The organism is Nonomuraea angiospora (assembly GCF_014873145.1).
In the GTDB taxonomy this organism is placed as follows: domain Bacteria; phylum Actinomycetota; class Actinomycetes; order Streptosporangiales; family Streptosporangiaceae; genus Nonomuraea; species Nonomuraea angiospora.
The window spans coordinates 10597638-10619979 of the sequence record NZ_JADBEK010000001.1 but is presented as its reverse complement, the minus strand read 5'-3'; the positions used below and the strand labels follow the sequence as shown (position 1 = coordinate 10619979).

The 22342-nt window shown below is 72.5% G+C and carries 16 protein-coding genes; 6 read left to right on the top strand and 10 right to left on the bottom strand.

What is annotated here, in order from left to right; translation table 11 throughout:
- Window positions 1–153: 153 nt before the first annotated feature.
- Window positions 154–1344 carry a L,D-transpeptidase gene (locus H4W80_RS48945; RefSeq protein ID WP_192791322.1) on the bottom strand — a complete coding sequence of 397 codons (1191 nt, stop codon included), beginning with the start codon at window positions 1342–1344 and terminating at the stop codon, window positions 154–156.
- A 108-nt stretch (window positions 1345–1452) separates the two neighbouring features.
- Here H4W80_RS48945 and H4W80_RS48940 point away from each other — a divergent pair, with 108 nt between their 5' ends.
- From H4W80_RS48940 to H4W80_RS48930, 3 genes are all read left to right on the top strand, one after another.
- On the top strand, window positions 1453–2199 hold the full coding sequence (locus H4W80_RS48940) for a hypothetical protein (RefSeq protein WP_192791321.1): 747 nt from the start codon (window positions 1453–1455) through the stop codon (window positions 2197–2199).
- 68 nt (window positions 2200–2267) lie between these two features.
- A complete protein-coding gene (gene qcrB, locus H4W80_RS48935) occupies window positions 2268–3779 on the top strand; it encodes a cytochrome bc1 complex cytochrome b subunit (protein ID WP_192791320.1) in 1512 nt (503 codons plus the stop codon).
- A gap of 236 nt (window positions 3780–4015) precedes the next feature.
- Window positions 4016–4957 (top strand): polysaccharide deacetylase family protein, encoded by a 942-nt coding sequence (locus tag H4W80_RS48930; protein ID WP_225964084.1) that lies wholly within the window; start codon window positions 4016–4018, stop codon window positions 4955–4957.
- Between the two features lie 174 nt (window positions 4958–5131).
- Here the strand turns inward: H4W80_RS48930 and H4W80_RS48925 are convergent, their stop codons facing one another.
- Window positions 5132–5635, bottom strand: a complete 504-nt coding sequence (locus H4W80_RS48925) for a MarR family winged helix-turn-helix transcriptional regulator (protein ID WP_192791319.1) — start codon at window positions 5633–5635, stop codon at window positions 5132–5134.
- Between the two features lie 5 nt (window positions 5636–5640).
- Here H4W80_RS48925 and H4W80_RS48920 point away from each other — a divergent pair, with 5 nt between their 5' ends.
- Window positions 5641–6774 carry an MFS transporter gene (locus H4W80_RS48920; RefSeq protein WP_192791318.1) on the top strand — a complete coding sequence of 378 codons (1134 nt, stop codon included), beginning with the start codon at window positions 5641–5643 and terminating at the stop codon, window positions 6772–6774.
- Window positions 6775–6885: 111 nt separating this feature from the next.
- Entirely contained in the window at window positions 6886–7167 is a 282-nt protein-coding gene (locus H4W80_RS48915; protein WP_192791317.1) for a hypothetical protein, read from the top strand.
- A 197-nt stretch (window positions 7168–7364) separates the two neighbouring features.
- Here H4W80_RS48915 and H4W80_RS48910 read toward each other — a convergent pair whose 3' ends face one another.
- Genes H4W80_RS48910 through H4W80_RS48890 form a run of 5 tightly spaced genes read right to left on the bottom strand, consistent with a single transcriptional unit; the run spans window position 7365 to window position 14489 of the window.
- Window positions 7365–10145 (bottom strand): DUF5682 family protein, encoded by a 2781-nt coding sequence (locus H4W80_RS48910; RefSeq protein WP_192791316.1) that lies wholly within the window; start codon window positions 10143–10145, stop codon window positions 7365–7367.
- A complete protein-coding gene (locus H4W80_RS48905) occupies window positions 10142–11257 on the bottom strand; it encodes an ATP-binding protein (protein ID WP_192791315.1) in 1116 nt (371 codons plus the stop codon). Before H4W80_RS48905 ends, H4W80_RS48910 begins: the two co-directional genes overlap by 4 nt.
- 12 nt (window positions 11258–11269) lie before the next feature.
- On the bottom strand, window positions 11270–12619 hold the full coding sequence (locus tag H4W80_RS48900) for a VWA domain-containing protein (protein WP_192791314.1): 1350 nt from the start codon (window positions 12617–12619) through the stop codon (window positions 11270–11272).
- The gene (locus H4W80_RS48895; protein WP_318787408.1) at window positions 12616–14001 is read right to left on the bottom strand and encodes a hypothetical protein; all 1386 of its coding nucleotides are present in this window, start codon (window positions 13999–14001) and stop codon (window positions 12616–12618) included. The genes H4W80_RS48900 and H4W80_RS48895 overlap by 4 nt, the downstream gene beginning before the upstream one ends.
- Window positions 13998–14489, bottom strand: coding sequence for a hypothetical protein (locus H4W80_RS48890; protein WP_192791313.1), 492 nt, complete (start codon window positions 14487–14489; stop codon window positions 13998–14000). Before H4W80_RS48890 ends, H4W80_RS48895 begins: the two co-directional genes overlap by 4 nt.
- A 333-nt stretch (window positions 14490–14822) precedes the next feature.
- Between H4W80_RS48890 and H4W80_RS48885 the strand changes: the two genes are divergently transcribed.
- Complete coding sequence (locus tag H4W80_RS48885; RefSeq protein ID WP_192791312.1) at window positions 14823–16763, top strand: glycosyl hydrolase family 18 protein; 1941 nt, start codon at window positions 14823–14825, stop codon at window positions 16761–16763.
- Between the two features lie 32 nt (window positions 16764–16795).
- On the opposite strand, the gene H4W80_RS48880 is transcribed toward H4W80_RS48885, so the two are convergent.
- From H4W80_RS48880 to H4W80_RS48870, 3 genes are all read right to left on the bottom strand, one after another.
- Window positions 16796–17653, bottom strand: coding sequence for an aldo/keto reductase (locus H4W80_RS48880; RefSeq protein WP_192791311.1), 858 nt, complete (start codon window positions 17651–17653; stop codon window positions 16796–16798).
- A gap of 75 nt (window positions 17654–17728) precedes the next feature.
- The gene (locus tag H4W80_RS48875) at window positions 17729–18673 is read right to left on the bottom strand and encodes a hypothetical protein (RefSeq protein ID WP_192791310.1); all 945 of its coding nucleotides are present in this window, start codon (window positions 18671–18673) and stop codon (window positions 17729–17731) included.
- Between the two features lie 11 nt (window positions 18674–18684).
- Window positions 18685–22197 carry a WD40 repeat domain-containing serine/threonine protein kinase gene (locus H4W80_RS48870; protein ID WP_192791309.1) on the bottom strand — a complete coding sequence of 1171 codons (3513 nt, stop codon included), beginning with the start codon at window positions 22195–22197 and terminating at the stop codon, window positions 18685–18687.
- Between the last annotated feature and the right edge of the window lie 145 nt (window positions 22198–22342).

The following is a 22342-nucleotide window of genomic DNA, read 5'->3' as shown; positions in this document are numbered from 1 at the left end:
CACGGCGGGAAGCCGGGCCAATCCCCGTCCGATTCCGTCATTCGGCACGCAGTATCACGACGCCCTTCCCTCGACGGCGATGACCCTTTCAGTGTGCCTCCCAGACCATGCCCGGCCCGGATGGTGACGTAACAGGGTCATCCGGGACGGCGCTCAGCTGTTGATCGGCTTGCCCAGGGCGCTGCCCGCCAGCCAGTCGTCCCACGACTTGGCCCACGGCGTCGGTCCGTTGCCGAACTGGAGCTTCCGCGACGTGCCCTTGACCTCGATGATGTCCCCTCGCTGGGTGAACTCGTAGAACCAGCGGGCGTTGGCCGGGCTGGCGTTCACGCAGCCGTGGCTGACGTTGCTGTTGCCCTGCGCGCCGGTCGACCAGGGCGCGGCGTGGAAGAACGTGCCGCTGTAGGTCATCCGGACGTTCCACTTGGTGCGGATGCGGTATTCGCCCGGTTTGCCGATGGTGGCCGAGTCCATGACGGTCTCCGCGGCCTTCTCCTGGGCGATCATGACGCCGGACCAGCTGTCGTCCCCCGGCTTGCCCAGGCTGACCGGGATGGTCTTGACGACCTCGCCGTTCTCCCGCACGACCGCCTGGTGGGTGGCGTTGCTGACCTCGGTGATGTGCTCGTCGCCGACGGTGAACGTCAGGCTGCGGTCCCTCGTGCCCCACAGGTCCCGCCCCGCCCGCACCCCGGCCAGGTGCGCGACCACCGTGACCTTCTCGCCGACCGGCCAGTACTCACGCGGCCTGAACTGGACCTCGCGGTCGCTCACCCAGCTCCACGCGCCCTCGACCGGCTTGGACATCCGCACCACCAGCGACTTCTCGACCGCGGCGCGATCCTTCTGGGCGGTCACGGGCTGCGACAGCAGGAGCTGGACGGGCATACCGACGCCGACCTTCTCGCCGTCCAGCGGGGACATGCCGCTCTCCAGCGCCCGCTTCGGCTTGAGCGTGGTGAACGTGGCCCGCGCGGTGACGGGCTTGCCGTCCGTGCCGGTGGCCTGCGCGCTCACCGTGTAGGCGGTCGAGGGCCGCAACGGCCACGTGGGGTGCCACGTCCCGTCCGCGCCCAAGGTGCCGCGCACCTCATGGCCCTTGGCGTCGGCGACGGTCAGCTTGGTGACCTTGCCGTCGGTGGCCTTGACGCTGACCCCGGCGTCCGGGGCCACCTTTTTCGTGCCGTTCGCCGGGGTGATCGACAGCTTGGCCACCGGACCCTGCTCCTGCGACTTGACGGGCGCGCCCGGGCCACCGCCCGAGTCGCCGCCCGAGCTGCAGCCGACGGCCAGGAGCAGGGCCGTGGCGAAGGTGCCGACGAGTACGGTCCGGGGGTTCCGCATCGGTGATGCCTCCCACAACCTGACAAAAAGGGACATTTCACACTAGACGGCATTTCTAGAGCCCGGTGCAGTTCTGCCCCGAACCGCCCCGGGCATGCGGAGTTCTGGATGGCCGACCCGACCGTCGCGCTCCAGCGGATCGTCGTGGACACCGGCGGCGTGCCGCCCGAACTGGCCGGAGAGTCGCCGCGTGTGAGATTGCCGTGCCATGCGCCCAGGACAATCATGGGGCGGATGGACTACTACCTGATCTCCGGCCCCGACGGGATCCTCGTGGAGGAGTTCGCCCTCCACCACGACTACACCGCCGCCGGCATCGACAGCGCCGTGTGGAGCCCGGAGAGCGGCACGTGGTCCGCCTCCCCCGACGTGAGCCGCGAGGTGCGCTCCGACGCCCGGCTCCGCGCGCTGGTGACCCCGATGGACCGGCGCGCGGCGGCGCAGGCGTACACGCGGCTCGGCGGGGGCGAACTGCCCGAGGAGGGGCGGCTGCGCGGACTCTTCCGGCAGCGCCAGCCCCTGCCCACGGCCGCCCCGCTCAACCTGGGCTCGTCGCCGGACGCGCGCCGCTACCGCATCCTGTTCGCGGGCGACTTCGACGCGGACGGGCTCGCGAACGCCCGCGCGGCCCTGCGCCTGGAGCCCGCCGACGACCCGCGCGTGGCGGGCCGGGCGTCGGCCGACGGTTACGCGTGGGAGCTACGCAGCATCGGCGCGGGCATCGCGTGGTGCGTGGACGTGACCGTACGGCTCGGGAGCGGCCCGGCCGGCGTGCTCGGGGCGCTGCTGGACCACCTCCGGCAGGCGATCCGCGAGCAGGGCCTGATTCCGGTCACCGTAGAACGTTTCGCCTGACTGTCACATTTTCCAGTCCCAGTCCGTCTTGTCTGTGACGTACCCATCCAGTCATAGGCGGGGTGACTATGAAGGTCAGCTCACTGGCCCAGGCGCTCGACGATCGGATCGGCGGGGCCGGTTTCCTGAAGAAGGCGATGAGGAAGGTCTTTCCCGATCACTGGACCTTCCTGCTGGGCGAGATCGCGCTGTACGCGTTCGTGATCGTCCTGCTCACGGGCGTCTTCCTCACGTTCTTCTTCAAGCCGACCATGGAGGAAGTGGTCTACGACGGCGCCTATGTGCCGCTGCGTGGGGTGCAGATGAGCCAGGCGTACGCCTCCACGCTGGACATCAGCTTCGAGGTGCGCGGCGGCCTGCTGATGCGGCAGATGCACCACTGGGCCACGCTCGTCTTCCTGGGCGCCATCGTCATCCACCTGCTGCGCAACTTCTTCACCGGCGCCTTCCGCAAGCCGCGCGACCTGAACTGGCTGATCGGCGTGGCCCTGTTCGGGCTGGTGATGCTCAACGGGCTGTTCGGATATTCGCTCCCCGACGACCTGCTGTCCGGCGCGGGGCTGCGCATCCTGCACGGGGTCACGATCTCGGTGCCGCTGGTGGGCACGTACCTGGCGATGTTCCTGTTCGGCGGGGAGTTCCCCGGCGAGGACATCATCTCCCGGCTGTTCAGCCTGCACGTGCTGCTGATCCCCGGGCTGCTGCTCGTGCTCCTGCCGCTGCACGCGGTGGTGCTCACGTGGCGGCAGACGCACACCCAGTTCAGGGCCAAGGGGCTGGACGACGGGGTGGTGCGGGGCGCGCCGTTCTTCCCGGCGTTCCTGGCCAAGACGACGGTGTTCTTCCTGTGGGTGCTCGCGGTGGTGGCGGCGCTGGCCACGGTGTTCCAGGTCAACCCCATCTGGCTGTACGGCCCGTACGCGCCCAGCACGGTCAGCGCCGGCTCGCAGCCCGACTGGTACATGGGCTTCCTCGAGGGCGCGCTGCGGGTCATGCCGCCGTGGGAGCTCACGGTCTTCGGGCACACGGTGACCATGAGCGTGCTGATCCCGGCCCTGGGGGCGCCCGGACTGCTGTTCACCGGGCTCGCGGTGTACCCGTTCGTGGAGCGGTGGATCACCCGGGACCACGCGATCCACCACCTGCTGGACCGGCCGCGCGAGGCGCCGGCCCGGGTGGGCCTCGGGGTCGCGGGGATCGTCTACTACGGCGTGCTCTGGCTGGCCGGCGGCAACGACGTGCTCTCCTCGACCTTCCACATCTCGCTGTACGCGACCACGTGGATCTTCCGGGTCCTGGTGGTCGCGGGGCCGGTGCTGGGGTTCGTGATCGCCCGCCGGATCTGCCTCGGTCTGCTGGCGCGCGACCGGCACACGCTGGCGCACGGGGTGGAGACCGGCGTGATCGTGCGCGGCGTGGACGGCGCGTTCACCGAGATCGAGCGGCCGGTGACGGACGAGGAGTCCGCGGTGCTCGTGCCGCCCGCGCGGCCCGCGCTCCCGGCGGCTGCCGACGGCGACGTGCCTCCCCCGGCCCGCCGCCGCGTCCACGACGCCGTCCAGCGCTCCTGGTCCCGCTGACGGGGCCCGCTCACCTCGCCCCCGGGACCACCGCCCCCTCCTCACTACCGGCTCCCCGAATGAGGACCCCCGCGCAGGGAAGCGGTGTGTGAGGGCGGTGGTGCGGGGTTCCGTCATCTGGAAAGCGGTCTCCGGCGAACCAGGAGCGGGCGGCGGTTGTCGTACTCAGTGGAACGATCCCCGCCGGGGTCGTCACTATGGGGAGAGGCGCCGGGGGCGGTGCGCGAGGGGGAGCGATGGACATCGGTGCGAGGGCACACCCGCCCTTCCTGGGCGGGGCCGGGCGGGGGACGGCCAGGACGGTCGCCACGGCGGTGCTCGTGGCCTTGACCTGCGGCGCCAGCACGCTGGCGGCCCCTTCCCCGGCCGCCCATGCGGCTCCCCCACCGGGCGCGGCGACGAACACGGCGGCAAATGCGGCGGCGAGCACGACGGCGTATGCGGCGACGAGCACGGCTGCGAACAGGGCGGCATCCGGGGCATGGGGTGCGGCGGCGACCGGAGCGCCCGGCGTGGTGGCGATGTCCGCCCCCGGCGACAGGACCGAGGCCCGGTCGCGGCCCCGCGTCGACTGCCGCCACGTCAAGTGCGTGGCGCTCACGTTCGACGACGGCCCCGGCCCCTACACCGACACGCTGCTGGCCTACCTGGCCGCCTACCACGCCCGCGCCACGTTCTTCGTCGTGGGCGGCAACGTCGTGACCTACCCCCGCGTCCTGCGCCGCACCGTCGCGGCCGGGCACGAGATCGGCAACCACACCTGGTCGCACCCCGACCTGACGAGGCTGTCGCCCGCCCGGGTGCGCTCCCAGCTGGGCCGCACCGACCAGGCGATCAGGGCGGTCACGGGCGTCGTGCCCAGGCTCGTCCGCCCGCCGTACGGGGCGCTCAACGCCACCGTGCGCCGCCAGACCGGCCGCCCGATGGTGCTGTGGAGCGTGGACACCCTGGACTGGCGCTACCGCAGCAGCGCCACGGTGGCCCGCCGGGCGCTCAGGGCGGTGCGGCCCGGCAGCGTCATCCTGTTCCACGACATCCATCCGACGACCGTGCGGGCCATCCCGCGCGTGCTGCGGAAGCTGGCCGGGCGCGGCTACCGGTTCGTCACCGTCAGCGAGCTGTTCGGCGGCCGCCCGCCGCGCCTCGTCTTCAACGCCGCCCCGCCTGACCTGCACTGATCAATCCTCCGGGCCAAGTGTGAACTCTTCTCGCATCCTCCGCGTATCTCCGGGTGTGAGCGGTGATCGCGCTTAGGCGCCGACCAGAAAGGATGCGTACCGGCAGCAGGGACACCGCGTGGGCCGGCCGGGCTGCCGGCCCGCGCGGGCTGCGCGCGACGCCGGAACGGCCGATCAGCCCCGCAATCCCTCGTAGACGGGGCATGCGGAACACGTGCCCCGGTCGCACAGCCGGCACAGCCTGGCCAGCGTTTCCTCGCTCCGCGCCTCCGGCCCCAGCAGCGCCCCGGTGATCGCCACCAGTTGCTCGCGCTGCTCGTCGCTCAACCGATCGATCAGCCCCTCAAGGACGGCCTCCCGGGCCGCCAGCGCCGCCGCCGCCACGCGCTCGCCTTCCGGGGTGAGGCGCAGCGGGCGGGCGCGTCCCTCGCTGCCTCGCACGACCCACCCCTGCTCGGTCAGCCGGCGAATCAGGTGTGCCGTGCCCGGCTGGGAGATCTGCAGCACCGTGCTCAGCCAGTCCGCCGTACGGCCCGGCTGATCCTTGATGGCGATCAACGCCTCACCGAGCGAGCCACCCGCGCCGACCGACGCGGTCACCGCCTCCCGGACCATACCCGCCACGAGCAGCGAGGACGCGCCCAGCAGGTTTGCGGCATGCCGTGATCGAACATTCATAACTTATGAATGTACGCCTCTCCGGGCTGATTGTCTGCCTCAACGTCGCGCAGCTGCCCATCGCGATGCGGCCGCTGCTCATCGCGCTGGTAGGGGCCCAGGCAGGTGGCTTCTCCACTGCCGGGCTCGCCGGTGGAGCGGCGGCGACGGGCATGGCGCTGTCGGCGCCGTGGTGGTCGCGCGGCCTGCCGCGCTTCGGCGACCGGCGTATCCTGATCACCTCCGGCACGCTCTTCCTCGCCAGCGAGCTCGCCCTCGCGATCAGTCACGGCCCGCTGCAGACCGTCGGCGCGGCGGCCCTGTCGGGTCTGTGCACCCCGCCGATCTCCAGCAGCGTGCGCTCGATGCTGCCCCGCCTCACCTCCTCCGACGACCCGGCCAGGGCCTACGCCGCCAACGCCGTCGCCGTCGAGACCGTCTACATCGGATCGCCCTTATGGGTGAGCGGCTGGGTGACGCTCGCCGGTCCCGCCGCCGCGCTCGTCGCCAGCGCGCTGATCGGCGCGCTCGCCCTGGCGGCCGGGATCGCGCTCGCGCCAGCCCTGCCGCACCGGGTCCACCACGCCGGGCCGTCCTTGCTGGCCATGCCCGCCGTACGCACTCTCGGCGCCGCCTACCTCGCCTACTGGATCTGCATGGGCGCGATGTGGGTGCTCGTGCCCGCCTTCGCCGCCCACGCCGGCGCGCCGCAACAGTCCGGGCTCCTGGTCGCGCTCTGGTCGGCCGGCAGCCTCGCCGGAGGACTGATCCTGGCGGCGCGCCGTACGCACGGCTCCCAGCGCGACCGCTACCTGTGGCTGCTCGGCACGCTCGCCGCGACCTCGCTGCCGCTGGCCGTGCCGGGCACGATCGCGCCGATGGCCGTCGCGATCACCGTGTTCGGCGTCGCGCTCGCACCGTGGCTGGCGACCAACGACCACCTGGCGGCCAGTGCCGCCGGCCGGCGCAGCAGTACGTTGTTCGGCTGGCTGACGACCGCCGGGCAGATCGGCAGCGCCACCGGCGCGATCGTGGCCGGCCCTCTCGCCGACCGCTACGGCGGCGGGCCGGCGTTCCTGGTGGTGACCGCCGCCCTGGGGACCGGCCTGGCCATCGCGCTCCACCGTAAGGAAACGTTGCCTCGTGACAGCGGAGCGTGAGCAAAGAGCCCGCCCCCGGACGTCAATCTTCCGCCAACCGCCACATCGGTCCACCCGTCGCGGGCAGCGAGGCGTAGGCAGCAACACTCGTTCGCTCTCAGGGAGAACGTCATGATTCGAACGCTCCACAAGATGGGCATCCGGTCCAGCATGCTGTATACAGCGGGTCTGGCCTCGGTAGGGCTGTCGATCGCGACCTGGACCGCCTCGCTCAAGTACGAGCGCGCCGGCATCGACCGGGCCGACCGGTGGGGCATCTTCGTCGGGCAGTGGGCTCCCACGCTCTTCGCGCTCGGCACCGCGCTGCGGATCGAGGAGACCCGGGAGGAGCTTCCCGAGGAGTTCCAGCGCATGGAACGCGAGATGCGGGCGCCCGCCGCAGCGCGCGCCTGACCAAGGAGGCGTCGCGGATCGCGGTCAGCGGGCCGTGGCGAGGCTCCACGTGCGGGCGGTCTGGTCGCGGCTGCCGCTGACGGCGACCGGCCGGCCGTCGAGCAGGCCCAGCGCCACCGACCGCACCCAGCCGGAGTGGCCGGTCAGCGACCGGCCGAGCGCGGGCGGCCCCGTACCGGACGGGGCCGCCTGCGGCGTCAGGCGAGCAGGCCCGCCAGCGCCAGAGCGGGCTCCGGGTGGCCGGCCAGGAGCGCGGCGACCTCCCCGCGGCCCGGCGCCGGCGCCGGCGGTGCCTGCCATGAGCCCTCGCAGCCGAGCAGCCCGGCCACCGCGTCACACGCGGCCGGATGCCCCAGGAGCAGCTCGGCCACCGGCCCCGACGCGACCGGCCCCGATCGGACCGGCCCAGACCCGACCGGCACAGCGGCCGGACGCGCCGTCCACGGCGGCACCCAGCCGTCCACGGCGGCCAGCGTGCCGGGGAAGGTGCGCCCGGCCTCGCGTACGAGCATCGGCATCAGCTCGCCCGCCTGGTCCCGCAGCGTCGTGATCAGCTTCGGCAGCCACGGCAGCAGCACCCGGTCGGGCAGCTGCCCGAACGCCTTCGAGATCACCTCCACCACGAAGCCCGACAGGGCGGGGACCGGCTCCATCGCCTGGACGAACCCCAGGATGTAGAGCGGGAACGACGGGACGACCAGCGGGTTGGCCAGCAGCTCGTCGCACCGCGCCCGCAGCTCGGCCAGCGGCAGCAGCCCGAGCTGGGAGCGCGCCGCCCACAGCAGCGCGACCTTGTCCGGCGCCTCCGGATGCGACTGCTGCACGGCCAGCTCCAGCTGGGCCCGGTCGCAGCCCAGCGAGAGCGCCAGGCTCTCCATCGAGAACAGGAACCCCAGCATGGCCGCGACCTGCCGCGCCCCCGTGTCGTCGTCCACGAAGGCCGTCGGCAGGAGGGTGCAGTAATGCGCGTAGCCGGAGGTCGCGAACTCCTCGCACCAGGCCGGCAGCTCCGGCTCGTGGGCGCGGTAGTAGGACATCAGCCGCCGGATCCTGCGCAGCACCTCGGGCGCGTCGTCCACGCTCCGCTCGGACGCCAGCAGCTCCACCGCCCGCTGCCCGAGCTCGTCGGCGAAGCGCCGGCTGCCGAGGAAGAGCACCGCGTCCTCGACGGCCGCCAGCGCGACGGCCGCCGTGGCCTTGGGGTCCCACACCGAACGGCGCAGCCGCTGCTCCACCACCTGCTCGATGGTGACGCCCTCGTAGCCCAGCTCGATGATCGAGCGCTGGTGCTTGCCGAACGCCACGTCCCAGCTCTCCTGGATCGAGCGCTCCCCCAGCCTGCGCTCGCCCATGATGGGGCGCACGGCGTCCGACGGCAGCAGGTAGCGCAGCATCCACAGCAGGTCGGAGCAGGGCGCCAGCTCGGGGTTGGCGTTGAGGTCGAGCAGCGCCCGCTGGATCGTGCGCTTCTCCAGGTCGAGCTTGAGCGGCGCGAGCCGGTCGTACACGTTGCGGGCCAGCGGCGGCAGGGCGTCGTAGCCGACCTCGCCGACGCGGTCGCCGCCGAGCATGATCTCGCACAGCCGCCGCACGTCGCGGCGGCCCGGCACGACGTCCTTCTCGATGCAGGTGACGGCCGCGTCCTGGAAGTCGTACGGGGTGGGCCTGGCCCGGTTGCGCATGCCGGCGAGCAGGATCGAGGTCTCGAACACGGCGATGGCGTCGGCGGTGCTGGCCAGGTAGCCGTTGCGGCGGGCCAGCCGGACGATCTCCACGCTCCAGCCGAGCAGCTCGGCCTCGTCCAGCTCGTCGAGCACGGGTGGCTTCGACAGGAACCCCGTCAGCCGGTCGGCCACCTCGCCCTGGGGGACGGGCGCGGGCAGCTTGGCCCCGCGTTTGCGCGTGCCTCTCTGCCCTGCCAGCTGGAACGGGGTCAGCTTGCTGCGGGTCAGCGACTTGTCCCAGGTCGCCGCCGCGATCGACACCGAGCCGGAGGCCAGCCCGAACTGGGCCTCGATGGCCGAGTGGCTGGACGGGATGAGGCCGTACAGCCATTTCGTGCCGGTTCGGGGGGTGATCTCGAAGGTGGCCGTGGACCTCAGCCCGAACTGCTCGACGTGGCTGGCGGCGTGGAAGGCGCCGCACACGTACAGGCAGTCGGCCGGGTCGGCGCCCGAGGCGGCCAGGTGCTCGCGCATCCTGGTCCACATGTAGCGCTCGCGGTCCTCGTCCACGGTCCGCCGGCCGCCGTCGCGGTCGAGGCGGCGGAACAGGCTGCCGATCAGCACCATGACCTGGCGGTAGGTGTCGTAGTCCGCCCCCGCCAGCGGCTGCTCGACGTACTGGTCCCACCACTCGGACCAGTGGCGCACCTTGCCGTGGTGCAGCAGGTGCTCCTCCAGCTCGGCGAAGCGCGGGCGCAGGTCGCCGAGCTCGACGCCCACCGCGTCGCCGTGCAGGCCGGCCTCTTCGGCGTGCTCCTTCTTGCCGGGCTCCTCGTTCGGCGCCCACTGGAACACGTGGTCCGTCGAGCGGTCGACCAGCACCAGCTCGACGCCCGGGGTCTCCAGCGCGTACGAGATGGCCTGGTACTCGGCGGACGCCTCGGTGATGGGCGCCACCACGCTGAGCGGCGCCCACGACGGCGGGAAGCCGTCGATCTCGGCCGCGAACGCCTGCACCGCCACCGGCAGCCGGCAGTTGCGCAGCTCGGTCAGCAGCGGCTGCAGGTCCTCGCAGAGCTCCAGGTAGATGACCTTCGGCTGCTTCTCCCGCAGCCTGCGCACCATCGCCAGCGCCGAGGCCGGCGAGTGGTGGCAGACCGGGAAGATCTCCAGCTCCTCGCGCAGCGCCCGGTCCACGTCGTCCACCAGGCCGGACAGGACGTCCGACACGGCCACGGGACTGCCGGCGAACGCGGCGGCGGCGTCGAGGAGCTGCTCGCGGAGCGCGCCGAACGGGCTCGTCTGGCCGGTCATGAGAGCGTGGCGATGGCCTCGCGGCCGCCCTCGAGGAACTCCGGCCACTCCCCGCCGTCCTTCTTGCTGCGGGGCTCGACGACGCCGTGCCAGTACTTGTTGAGGATCGCGAGGTCCTCGGGGCTGCGCCGGGCCAGCGAGCCGACCAGCGAGCCGGCGAGGGTCTGCGCGCGCAGCACCCGGTCGCCGAAGAAGTGGCTGTGCAGGATGGCGTCCTCGAGCACGCCGATCTGCTCGGCCGTGGACAGCGCCGACTCCAGCTTCTCGTCGTCGCTGGTGGCCGACGCGGCGGCGGTACGCAGGTCGGCGAAGCTCTGCAGCAGGATGTCCAGCAGTGTCGGCGGCAGGTCGAGCTCGATCCTGTGCCGGCGCAGCAGCTCCTCGGTGCGGAAGCGGACGATCTCCGCCTCGCTCTTCTTGTTCGTCACGACGGGGATGCGGACGAAGTTGAAGCGGCGCTTGAGGGCCGAGGACAGGTCGTTGACGCCCCGGTCGCGGCTGTTGGCGGTGGCGATGATGGAGAAGCCGGGCTGGGCGAAGACGATGTTGTCGTCGTCGAGCTCGGGGATGGAGACGTACTTCTCCGACAGGATCGAGATCAGCGCGTCCTGCACGTCGCTGGTCGAGCGGGTCAGCTCCTCGAAGCGGCCGATCACGCCGTTCTCCATCGCCGTCATGATCGGCGAGGGGATCATCGACTCGCGGGACTGGCCCTTGGCGATGACCATGGAGACGTTCCAGGAGTATTTGATGTGGTCTTCCGTCGTGCCCGCGGTGCCCTGGACCACGAGGGTGGAGTTGCGGGAGATGGCCGCGGACAGCAGCTCGGCCAGCCAGCTCTTGCCGGTGCCCGGGTCGCCGATCAGCAGCAGGCCCCGGTCGGAGGCCAGGGTCACGATGCTGCGCTCGACGAAGCTGCGGTCGCCGAACCACTTCTGGGAGATCTCCCGGTCGAGCCCGTCGGAGCGCTCGGAGCCGAGGATGAACAGCCTGATCATGCGGGGGCTCAGCCGCCACGAGAACGGCTTGGGGCCGTCGTCGATCGACTCCAGCCAGTCGAGCTCCTCCGCGTACTTCACCTCTGCGGGGGCGCGCAGCATGTCGTCACTCATGGGTGAAATCTCCTAAGCGAGGAAGTTCTTGAGCTCGAGGACGAGCTTCCGGATATGGCCTGAGATCACCGGGGTGCCCAGGTCCTTGAGTTTCTGGCGGTACCACGGGTCGACGCTCGCGTGTCCGGAGCTGTTGACCGAGCCGACGGGGATGAACTTGACCCCCGAGCGGTGGATCGCCTCGAAGTCGTTGATCAGCGATCGGTTGTCGTAGAAGTCGGAGATCCACACCATCACGGTGTTGCGCGGATCGGTGATCTTCGGCCGGCCCAGGGCCATCGCCACCGTGCCGTCGGTGCCGCCGCCGAGCGTGGTGCGCAGCAGCACCTCGAACGGGTCGTGCACCCACGGGGTCAGGTCGAGGGCCCGGGTGTCGTACGCGATGAGGTGCACGTCCACCTTGGGCAGCCCGGCGAAGATCGACGCCAGGATGGTGCAGTTGACCATCGCGTCCACCATCGAGCCCGACTGGTCGACGACCACGATCAGGCGGGCCGGGGTGGTGCGGCGGGCGGTCTGCTTGTAGTAGAGCCGGTCGACGTAGAGGCGCTGGTCCTCCGGGCTCCAGTTGGTGAGGTTCTTCCAGATGGTGCGTTCGATGTCGAGGTTGCGGAAGACCCGCTTCGGCGGCACCGACCGGTCGATGACGCCCACGCTGGTCTTCTCCACCTGGGTACGCAGCACCTCGGCGACCTCGTCCACGAACCTGCGGATCAGCGCCTTGGCGTTGGCCAGCGCGACGCCCGACAGGTTGGACTTGTCACGCAGCAGCTGCTCGATGAGCGACATGCTGGGCGTGAGCTGCCGGGACAGCGCCGGGTCGGCCAGCACCTCGCGCAGGTGCATGCGCTTGACCAGGTCGCCTTCGATGCCCGCCAGGACCGCGGCCACCTCTTCGTCGCCGGGGCTGTGGCGCAGCCCGCCCGGCTCGCAGCCCATGCCGCGCTCGAACCAGCCGGCGTCCTTCTTCCAGCTCTCCAGCTTGCTCGCGGTGACGTTGCCGGTGCCCGTGGAGAACACGTTGAGCAGCAGCTTGGAGACCAGGGCCGCGCGGCGGACTTCGCCGCCGTCCTCATGGTCTTTCTCGGCCATGAGGTCCTGGAGCTCCTCGGCCAGGCCGGGGAAGCGCTGCACGAGGTTGTCGATCGAGACGCCGGGGTCGAGCAGGGCGGCGGGGAGACCGAGGTCGTCGACGATGGCCACGCTCGCCCGCTCCAGGGTGGGCTGCTCGTCGGCGCCGAACACGCGCGACAGCAGGCGCCAGTAGAGCACCTGGCGGCGGGTCGCGTCGGCGTCCTGCACGTTGCGGGTGCCGGTGTCGTTGCCGGTGTCGTTGTCGGTGTCGTTGTCGGTGTCGGTCATTTCCGCAGCAGCCGCCCTGCTCGCTCGCGCAGCACGGCGACCACGTCGCCGGCCTTGGCCTCGGCCTTGACGACCTTGGGGTCGGTGGGGCCCATGGCCCAGTCGCCGTTGTGCGCGGTGACGGCCTTCTTCTTGACCGTGGCCTGCACGGCGAGCGGCTGCAGGAGCCACTGCCCGCCGTCCCAGCGCATCAGGCCGACGCAGGCGGAGGAGGCCGACACCAGCTCGGGCGTGAGCGGCCCGCAGGCCGGCAGCCGGTCGAGGGCCACCGGGAGCGAGCTGCCGCCCAGGTCGAGCGTCTCGTCGCGGATCGTGTAGCCCTCCAGGAAGACGGGCTCCGCGATGCGTACGGGATGGCGGTCGAGCGGCGGGGTCGCCGGGGCCACGGCCTCGGCGAGCTGGACCCGCGCGGTCGCGAACGGGTCGGCCGCCGCGCCGGCGCTCGCCTTCCCGTCGTGCCACACCAGGTCGCCGCCCGGCAGCAGCGGCATGTCGGCGAGCTCCAGGCTGAGGTGCCCGGCCAGCGCGCCCATGAGCACGGGGTGGTCGCCCAGCAGCCGCCACACGGACGGGCCGGAGATCGTGTCCACCTTCGCGGCCGCCACGCTCGTGCGTACCAGCCGGGAAGGGGCGCCGCCCGCGGGCTCGAGAATGCCGTGAACCTGCACCCGCACCACGGTGGCGTGCTCGTGCACGTCGGCGCCGAGGATCAGCAGCCGCCCCGAGACCGGCTCGGCGGCGCCGTGCCACGTGCCCTTCTGGGACAGCAGCAGGGCACGCGTCCACAGGTCGGCCCACCTGCGCACGGGCAGCCGCTCCATCGTGCCCACCGGGCAGGACGCCCGCAGCTCCGCCGCCAGGCCGTCGAGCAGCACCGCGAGCCCGCGCAGCCCGGGCGTGGCCAGCAGCGCCTCGATCGCCGGGTCGGCGGAGGAGACGACGTCGTGGTCGACTCCGCGCCAGCCGGTGATCGCCAGCTCGCGCAGCCAGCCCCGGCACGCGGCGAGCACGCCCGCCGGGTCGCCCGCGTCGGCGGCGGGCTCCCAGGTCGCGCGGGTGCGGCCCAGCGCCGTGTCGAACCGGGCGAGCAGCGCGTCGTGCACCGCGCCGAGCAGCGCGGCCCGCCCGCCGGCCAGCGCCGCCAGGTGCTCGTCACCGACCGACCCGGCGCTCACCTTCTCCGCCGCCTCGGCCAGCCGGTCGCCGATCGGGCTGCCGGCCAGCGCGCCCGCCAGGGCGGCCAGCGCCCCGGAGGCCTCCTCGCCGAGCCGGGCGAACCCGTGGGTGAGCGCGTCGTCGAACCCCGTCACCAGGTCGAGCGCCTCGCCGACCCCGGCCGGGGCGTCGCCCAGGAGCTCTCCGAGCTGTACGTCGAGCATCATCGCACCGCCCTCGTCGCCGGGAACCAGTGCAGCTCGGCCAGCGGCTCCGTGCTGTCGGGCACCTCCAGGTAGGCCAGGTGGCGCAGGAACCTGCTGAACACCACGGCGGCCGGGGTGCGCTCGACCGGCCCGTTGATGGAGGACATCAGGGACTGGCCCTCCGGCACCTCCACTCCCAGGTAACGGGCCACCCGGTCCAGCCCGTACTGCAGGACCGCCTCGTCGGCCAGCTGGCGGATGTGCTTGCAGGCGTAGCCGTGCAGCGCGCCGCACGGCCGGTTGTTGTTGGTGCTGCAACTCAACGCGTGGGTACCGGCGGTGATGGACGAGACGTAGACCCGTTCGATGTCGGATCCGCTCGACACGACCCCCTGCAACCGCCCGTCGGCCAGCTCGACGAAGGGCACCTTCGCCAGCTTCCTCGGCTCGACAGGCGGCACCACCCGCACCACGCTGCGCTGCTCCCACGCGGCTCTGTCCGCGTCCACGACCTCGAACCCTCCCGCCCCGGCCGGTTCACTGGCGCATGCGGGAATGCCCGCGCCTTCGCGACCGGCTGATCAATGATCCGGGAACTTACCGGAGGTCTCCGACAGATCTGGTCCAAACGATCAAAGCCAAGGGCAGGCGTGGGGGCTGAAGACCATCGCCTCTTCCACCCGGCATCCCGCCCACGACGTAATCCGCTTTACATCGAAATTTCACTCATTGACGCCTCCGCAGGCAGAGGCTAACGTCGTCTCATAACTTAAAGGAAACTTTCCTAATAGTTTCCTGGCATCCCACCCCTCGTACACCCCCCAACCGGATGTCGGAGCGTCATGAGACACAGTGTCCTGAGCAAGATCCTGGTGGCGTTGCTGCTGCCCCTCACGGCCGTGGCGGTCGCCCCGCCGCCGGTCTCCGCCTCGGCGTACGCCGCCCTCGCCGAATGGGCCCCGTGGACGGCGTACACGGCGGGCACGCACGTCACGTACAACGGCGTCGAGTACGAGTGCGTCCAGAGCCACACCTCCCAGCCCGGCTGGGAGCCCCCGAACGTGCCCGCCCTGTGGAAGCCCTCGACCGGCGGCGGCACCGACACCACCGCCCCGTCGGTGCCCGGCAACCTGCGCTCGACGGGCGTGAGCGGTAACAGCGTCTCCCTCGCCTGGGACGCCTCCACCGACAACGTCGCCGTCACCGGCTACGAGATCTACCGAGGCGGCACCCTCATCACCACCGTCACCGGCACCACCCACACCGACACCGGGCTCGCCGCCGGCACGGCCTACAGCTACACCGTCCGCGCCCGCGACGCCGCCGGCAACCGCTCCGCCAACAGCAACACCGCCACCGCCACCACGACGGGCGGCGGCTCGGACACCAGCCCGCCGACCGTGCCGGGCAACCTGCGCTCGACCGGCGTGAGCGGCAGCACCGTCTCCCTCGCCTGGAACGCCTCCACCGACAACGTCGCCGTCACCGGCTACGAGATCTACCGAGGCGGCACCCTCATCACCACCGTCACCGGCACCACCCACACCGACACCGGACTGGCCGCCAACACCGCCTACAGCTACACCGTCCGCGCCCGCGACGCCGCCGGCAACCGCTCCGCCAACAGCAACACCGCCACCGCCACGACCACGGGCGGCGGCGGAGGCGGGAACAAGGTGCTCGGCTACTTCGTGCAGTGGGGCGTCTACCAGCGCGGATACCACGTCAAGAACATCGACACGAGCGGCTCGGCGGCCAAGCTGACCCACATCAACTACGCGTTCGGCAACGTGCAGAACGGCCAGTGCACGATCGGCGACAGCTACGCCGACTACGATCGCTTCTACCAGGCGGGCGAGAGCGTGGACGGCGTGGCCGACACCTGGGACGCGGGCGCGCTGCGCGGCAGCTTCAACCAGCTGCGCAAGCTGAAGAAGAAGTACCCGAACCTGAAGGTGCTGTTCTCCTTCGGCGGCTGGACCTGGTCCGGCGGCTTCACCCAGGCCGCCCAGAACCCGACCGCCTTCGCCAACTCCTGCTACAACCTGGTCGAGGACCCGCGCTGGGCGGACGTGTTCGACGGCATCGACATCGACTGGGAGTACCCGAACGCCTGCGGCCTCACCTGCGACTCCAGCGGCCCGGCGGCGTTCAAGAACGTCATGTCGGCGCTGCGCGCCCGCTTCGGCTCCGGCAACCTGGTCACCGCGGCCATCACCGCCGACGGCACGAACGGCGGCAAGATCGACGCGGCCGACTACGCCGGCGCCGCGCAGTACGTCGACTGGTACAACGTCATGACGTACGACTACTTCGGCGCGTTCGCGCCGCAGGGCCCCACCGCCCCGCACTCCCCGCTCACCTCCTACTCCGGGATCCCGACGCCGGGCTTCTACTCCGACGCCGCGATCCAGAAGCTGAAGGGCAAGGGCGTGCCGGCGAGCAAGCTGCTGCTCGGCATCGGCTTCTACGGCCGCGGCTGGGCGGGCGTCACGCAGTCCGCGCCCGGCGGCACGGCCTCGGGGCCCGCGCCGGGCACGTACGAGCAGGGCATCGAGGACTACAAGGTGCTCAAGACGCGCTGCCCGTCCACCGGCACGGTCGCGGGCACGGCGTACGCGTACTGCGGCGGCCAGTGGTGGAGCTATGACACGCCGAGCACGATCGGCGGCAAGATGAGCTACTCGAAGAGCCAGGGCCTCGGCGGCGCGTTCTTCTGGGAGCTCAGCGGCGACACCACGAACGCCGAACTCCTCACGGCCATGAAGTCCGGCCTGAACTGAACCAAACCTGACGGGCCCCTGCGAGGGGCCCGTCAGCGGGCGGCCGCGGTCAGCTCGCTCACCTGCTCGGCCGTCAGCTCCACAGTGGACGCGGCGAGGTTCTCCTCCAGGTGAGCCACCGAGGACGTGCCCGGAATCGGCATCATCACCGGCGAACGCGCCAGCAACCAGGCCAGGCTGACCTGCGCGGGCGTCGCCCCGACGGCCTTGGCGACGTGGTCCACGGGACTCCCGGCCACCGCCAGCGCGCCCTTGGCGATGGGGCTGAAGGGGATGAACCCGATCCCCTGCTCCTCGCAGTGCTCCAGCACGTCCTCCGAGAGCCCGTTGGTGAGGCTGTAGCGGTTCTGCACGGTGACGATCTCGACGATGCGCCGCGCCCGTTCCAGCTCCTCGACGCTCACCTCCGACAGGCCGATGCTGCCGATCTTGCCCTCGTCCCGCAGCGCCTTCAGCTCGCCGAGCTGGTCCTCCAGCGGCACCTCCGGGTCGATGCGGTGCAGCTGGAGCAGGTCGAGCCGCTCCACCCCGAGCCGCCGCAGGCTCATCTCGACCTCCTGCCGCAGGTACGCGGGCCGCCCCACGACCACCCACTGCCCCGGCCCCGGCCGCACGAAGCCGGCCTTGGTGGCGATCAGCAGCCGCTCCGGGTACGGGTGCAGCGCCTCCCGGATGATCTCCTCGCTGACGTACGGCCCGTAGGAGTCGGCGGTGTCGATGAGCTCGACGCCCAGCTCCACGGCCCGCCGCAACACCCGCACGGCCTCGTCGTGATCGCGCGGCGGCCCCCAGACCCCGGGCCCGGTGAGGCTCATGGCCCCGAAGCCGAGCCGGTGGACGGTCTTGTCACCGATGGCGAACGTGCCGGTGGACTGGAGCTCTATGGACATACGGTTCCCCGTTTCGCTGTCATCTGGGCCGTTTACGCAGCTCCCATCTTCCCGTGGACACCACGGGACCCCCAATCACGGTGCGGGCTTCGCGTCGCTGACGACGCCCGCCGCCAGGTTGGTGCCGAAATACTGCACCCGCCACGCTCCCCCGCTCTTCGACCCGGTGCGCAGCTCGAAGCGGCCCTTGCTGAGGATCGGGTTGTCCCTGGTCAGGGTGCTCTTGTCGACCGAGTTGAACGCCCCGGACGGCGCTCCCGGCTTGCGGTAGAAGACCCAGATGCGCTGGTTCCCCAGCCCCTCCCAGGACGCGCCCGGCTTGCCGCGCAGCCGTCCCGAGTGGACGGTGCTGCCGCCCGCCCGCCGTACCGCGTAGTCGAGCCGCGTCGCGTACCGCTGCTCGGCCGTCGCCTCCACGAACACCGCCGCGCTCACCGCCCCGATCACCTCGCGGCCGCTGCGGACCTCGGCCCGCCACTCGCCGCTCTCCATGACGGGCGCCTGCGCGACGAACCGGCCGAGGTCGTCGGTGACCGCGCCGGCGAGCTCGCGCCGGCCGCAGGTCTCCTGCTCCTGGAACGCGATCACGACGGTCAGGCCGGCCGCCGGGCCGGAGGCGCCGTTCTTGACCAGCTCCAGCCGGCCGACGAGCCGGATCAGATCGCCTCTGGTGACCTGGCGGGGCTCCGCGTCGAAGGACTCGAACCGCGCCTCGGCCTTCGCCCCGCGCCGGTCGACGTCGAACTCGTACACGGCCGTCGCCCGGCCGGCCCGCGCCTCGACCTGCCACGTCCCCTCCGGGTCGGCGGGCCGGAGGGTGTGCGTGGCCAGCCAGTCGCACGGCGGCGGCTGGGCGGCGAACTCGAGCGGTACGCGCGTCCCGTCCGGGCTCAGCAGCCGGCCGCGTAACCGGGTGGCGTTCGCGGTGGACACCTCGATCCGGAGCGCGACCTCGCCGGTGTCCAGGACGACCGGCTGCGGCGTCACCTGGATGGCCACGATGTCGGGCGAAGCCTGCATGTCTCCTCCTGTCAGCAGATCTCGCGGTAGGGCGTGCCGGGGATGAGCCGGTCCCACTCGGTCCGGGAGAGCGAGCGCCCGGCCCTGGCACAGAGGGCGGCGGCCACGCCGGCGGCGGTGACGGGCTGGTCGCCGAGCGTGCCGTCGGTCCGCAGCCAGCGCAGTCGCCCGGCGTCGAAGGCCAGCGCCACCACCTCGCCCGCCGGGTACACGGCGGGCGCGCCGAGCGGGGCGCGTTCGGCGACGTCCCAGAGCTGGACGCGGTTCGAGCCGCCGACGGCCAGCGTCCGCCCGTCGGGCGAGAACGCCAGCACGTCCACCGCCCCGAACCCCTTGAGCGGCAGGTGGGCCAGCTGCCGGCGGTCGGCGGCGTTCCAGAGCGTCACCCCGGCGGCCAGCGCGCCGGTGGCGATGACCGTGCCGTCCGGGCTGTACGCGATGGCCCGCACGCCGTCCGCGCTCTCCCCGAACGGCCTGGTGACGGCCTCGGCCCCGCCCAGCGACGCGAGCGCGCCGTCCACGCCGTTCACCGCCAGCTCCCGCCCGTCGGGCCGGAAGACCAGGCCGGAGCCGCCGGGGACGCTCAGCGTCCGCGTCCTGACCCCCCGGCGGACGTCCCAGAGCTGGACGTCGCGCCAGTTGCTCGCGGGCGGGGTGACGGTCTCCTGGAAGGGCGCCACCGCCAGCGTCGTGCCGTCCGGGGCGAACGCGAGCCCGCCCACCTCGCTCGCGCCTTTGACGGGGAACGTCCGGTCCTTCGTGCCCGTCGTCAGGTTCCAGAGCGTGACCCGCGCGGGATCGGCCGTCCCGACGGCCAGAAGCGTGCCGCCGGGGCTCAGCGCCATCGCGGTCGGGGTGACCGGCAGGGCCTCCTGCCGCGCCGGCTCGTCCAGGCGCCAGATCTCCACCCGGGGCCGCCGCACGATCACCGTACGCCGCGCGGGGTCGATCAGCCCGGCCTCGACGCCGGGCGCCAGCGTGCGCGGGCGGGTGAGGTCGGAGACGTCCAGGGTCACGACCGTGCCGTCGAGCAGGCCGAAGGCGAGCGTGCCCGGGCCCAGCCGGAGCCCGGCCACGAGCTCGCCGACCGGGTGGGACAGCAGCCGGGTGCCGTTCCGCGACCAGAGGGCGAGGCCGGACCCGTCGTAGGCGGCCAGGTAGCGGCCGTCCTGGCTGAAGCGCAGCGCACGGGCCCCGAACCCCTTCAGCACCGGCTGCCGCCAGCGTCGCGCGGCGAGGTCCCAGAAGCGGACCTCGCCGCCGGTCCGTACGGCCAGCTCGCGCCGCGCCGGGTCGAACGCGAGCGCCGCGCCGGGGAGCCGGGCCAGCACGCCCTGCCAGTCGTGCAGCTCGATCCGGCCGCCGGGCAGGGTGGTCGCCATCAGGGCGTCGTCGGCGGAGAAGGCGACCTCGGTGGCGTCGCCGACGGCCAGCGGGCGCTGGCTGGTGAGGTCCCACACCCGCACGCGGCCCTCGGCCGTGGTGGCCGCCAGCAGCAGCCGCCTGGGGCTGAACGCCAGCCGCTGCGCGCCCTCCCCGAACTCGGCGACCCGCACCCCGCGCTCGGCGTCCCAGACGGAGATCGACCGCTCGCCGGCCACGGCCAGCCTGCGCCCGTCGGCGCTGAGCGCGATCGCGCTGACGGGGTTGCTCACCCCGTCGAAGGCGCGAGCGGGACGCCCGGTGGTCACGTCCCACAGCGTGAACCTGCCGCCGTCCAGCACGGCCAGCCGCGTGCCGTCGTCGCTGAGGTCGAAGCGGGCCGAGCCCGGGACCGGACCGGGGCGGAAGGCCGAGCGCTCGCGCTGGGCCAGCGAGGCGTACATGGCGGAGCGCGCCTCGGCCACCGGCGCGATCCGCCACGCGGCCACGCTCAGCAGCAGCGCCGTCAGCGGGTCGCCGGCTCGGGTCCGGTTCGCGAGCGCGGCCACCCGGCCGGCGGCCGACGTGTCCCGCTGGCGCGTGCCCAGCACGTTCTGCACGGCCACGACCCCCATCGCGGCCAGCAGCACCGCGACGAGCGCCGCGATCGTGCCCCGGACGCGCCGGCGCCGCCTGGCCAGGTCCCGGCTGCGCTCGCGGGAGGCGTCCAGGAACGCCTGCTCGCGCTGGTTCGGCCGGAGCGGTCCGCGCCCGTTCGCGGCCCATTCGACGGTCTCGTCCAGGACCGTGCCCCGGTAGAGGTCGTCGGGGCGGCGCCCGTTCGCGTGCCAGACGGTGGCCGCCCTGTTCAGGGCGTGGTGGACGCTCAGGGCCGCGCGGTCGGCCTCGACCCAGTCCCGCAGGCGCGGCCACGCCCGCAGCAGCGCCGCGCCCGCCAGCGTGATCGTCTCGCCCTTGTGGACGAGCAGGCCCGCGTCCGTGTACGCCTGCAGCACCCGCTGCACGCCGGCCGGGTCCCGCGCGCCGTCGACGAGATCCCGGGTCGCCGCCTCCCTGAGCGCGGTCTCGGCGCTCTCGTCGGAGCGGACCATGCGCAGCAGGGCCGAGGGGACGAGCGCCTGGTCCTCCGGGCTGAGCCGCCCGTAGACGGCCTCGGCGACCTCGGCCGGCGACGGCGCCGCCGGCTCGCCGGGCGGCCTGACCTGGCCGGCGACCCGGCTCCCGCTGCTGAGCAGCCCGGACAGCCCGCCCTGCGACCCGGAGAGCCCGCCTTGCAACCCGGAGAGCCCGCCTTGCAACCCGGAGAGGCCGCCCGGCGAGAGGCCCGGCCCGTTGGCGGAGGTGTTCATGGCGATGAGGTCGAGCAGGAGGGAACGCGCCGGCGGCCGGGCCTCCGCGTCCAGCGACATCGCCTCGGTGACCAGGCGCCGCAGCGGCTGCGCCAGCACGGTGAAGTCGGGCCGCGCGCCGGCCACCTGGTGACGCACGAGGGCGAGGTCGCCGGAGAACGGCGACCGCCCGGTGGCCGCGTACAGCATCATCGCGCCCCACGCCCACACGTCCACGGCGGATCCGCCGCGCTGCCCGGCCAGCCGCTCGGGCGCCATGTACGGCGGCGTGCCCGCCGCGAACCCGCCCTCGGTCGTCTGCGACATCTCGCCCGTCCTGGCGAGCCCGAAGTCGATCACTCGCGGCCCGTCGGGCCCGAGCAGCACGTTGCCCGGCTTCAGGTCCCGGTGCACCACGTCCGCGTCGTGGATGGCGGCCAGCGCCGTGGCCACCCCGACGGCCAGCCGGTGCAGCCGGTCGGCGTCGAAGGGCCCGTGCCGCTCGACGGCCGTGCGCAGGCTGGGCCCCTCGATGTGCTCGCTCACGATGTACGGCGCGGGCGCGTCGAGGTCGGCGTCGATGATGCGGGCCGTGCAGAACGAGGCCACCTTCCGCGCGGCCGTCACCTCCTTGACGAAGTCGGCCCGGGCCCCGGCGTGCTCCAGTAACTCCGGGCGGATGACCTTGACCGCCACGCGCCGGCCGGCGTCGTCGTAGGCGTCGTACACGACCCCCTGCCCGCCCGCGCCCAGCCGGCCCGCCAGCCAGTATTCGCCCAGCTGCGCCGGGTCGCCCGGCAGAAGAGGCGTCACGGATACCCAAGCTAGCGATTGCCCACGTCATCGCGCCACCGGGAAGGTCCTGGGGAAAACCCGAGCCGATGGGGTTGATCCGGTGAACGCGGGAGGCATACGGTGCTAATCGATTAACACGCCGTCGGACAGTCCGGTGAGAACC

Bases quoted from the DNA above. Each gene is read 5' to 3' on its own strand.
- H4W80_RS48880 (WP_192791311.1), bottom strand. From the start codon at position 17,653: ATGTCCATAGAGCTCCAGTCCACCGGCACGTTCGCCATCGGTGACAAG.
- H4W80_RS48940 (WP_192791321.1), top strand. From the start codon at position 1,453: ATGGCCGACCCGACCGTCGCGCTCCAGCGGATCGTCGTGGACACCGGC.
- H4W80_RS48915 (WP_192791317.1), top strand. From the start codon at position 6,886: ATGATTCGAACGCTCCACAAGATGGGCATCCGGTCCAGCATGCTGTAT.
- H4W80_RS48900 (WP_192791314.1), bottom strand. From the start codon at position 12,619: ATGACCGACACCGACAACGACACCGACAACGACACCGGCAACGACACC.
- H4W80_RS48945 (WP_192791322.1), bottom strand. From the start codon at position 1,344: ATGCGGAACCCCCGGACCGTACTCGTCGGCACCTTCGCCACGGCCCTG.
- H4W80_RS48925 (WP_192791319.1), bottom strand. From the start codon at position 5,635: ATGAATGTTCGATCACGGCATGCCGCAAACCTGCTGGGCGCGTCCTCG.
- H4W80_RS48910 (WP_192791316.1), bottom strand. From the start codon at position 10,145: ATGACCGGCCAGACGAGCCCGTTCGGCGCGCTCCGCGAGCAGCTCCTC.
- H4W80_RS48920 (WP_192791318.1), top strand. From the start codon at position 5,641: ATGAATGTACGCCTCTCCGGGCTGATTGTCTGCCTCAACGTCGCGCAG.
- H4W80_RS48895 (WP_318787408.1), bottom strand. From the start codon at position 14,001: ATGATGCTCGACGTACAGCTCGGAGAGCTCCTGGGCGACGCCCCGGCC.
- qcrB (WP_192791320.1), top strand. From the start codon at position 2,268: ATGAAGGTCAGCTCACTGGCCCAGGCGCTCGACGATCGGATCGGCGGG.
- H4W80_RS48875 (WP_192791310.1), bottom strand. From the start codon at position 18,673: ATGCAGGCTTCGCCCGACATCGTGGCCATCCAGGTGACGCCGCAGCCG.
- H4W80_RS48905 (WP_192791315.1), bottom strand. From the start codon at position 11,257: ATGAGTGACGACATGCTGCGCGCCCCCGCAGAGGTGAAGTACGCGGAG.
- H4W80_RS48885 (WP_192791312.1), top strand. From the start codon at position 14,823: ATGAGACACAGTGTCCTGAGCAAGATCCTGGTGGCGTTGCTGCTGCCC.
- H4W80_RS48930 (WP_225964084.1), top strand. From the start codon at position 4,016: ATGGACATCGGTGCGAGGGCACACCCGCCCTTCCTGGGCGGGGCCGGG.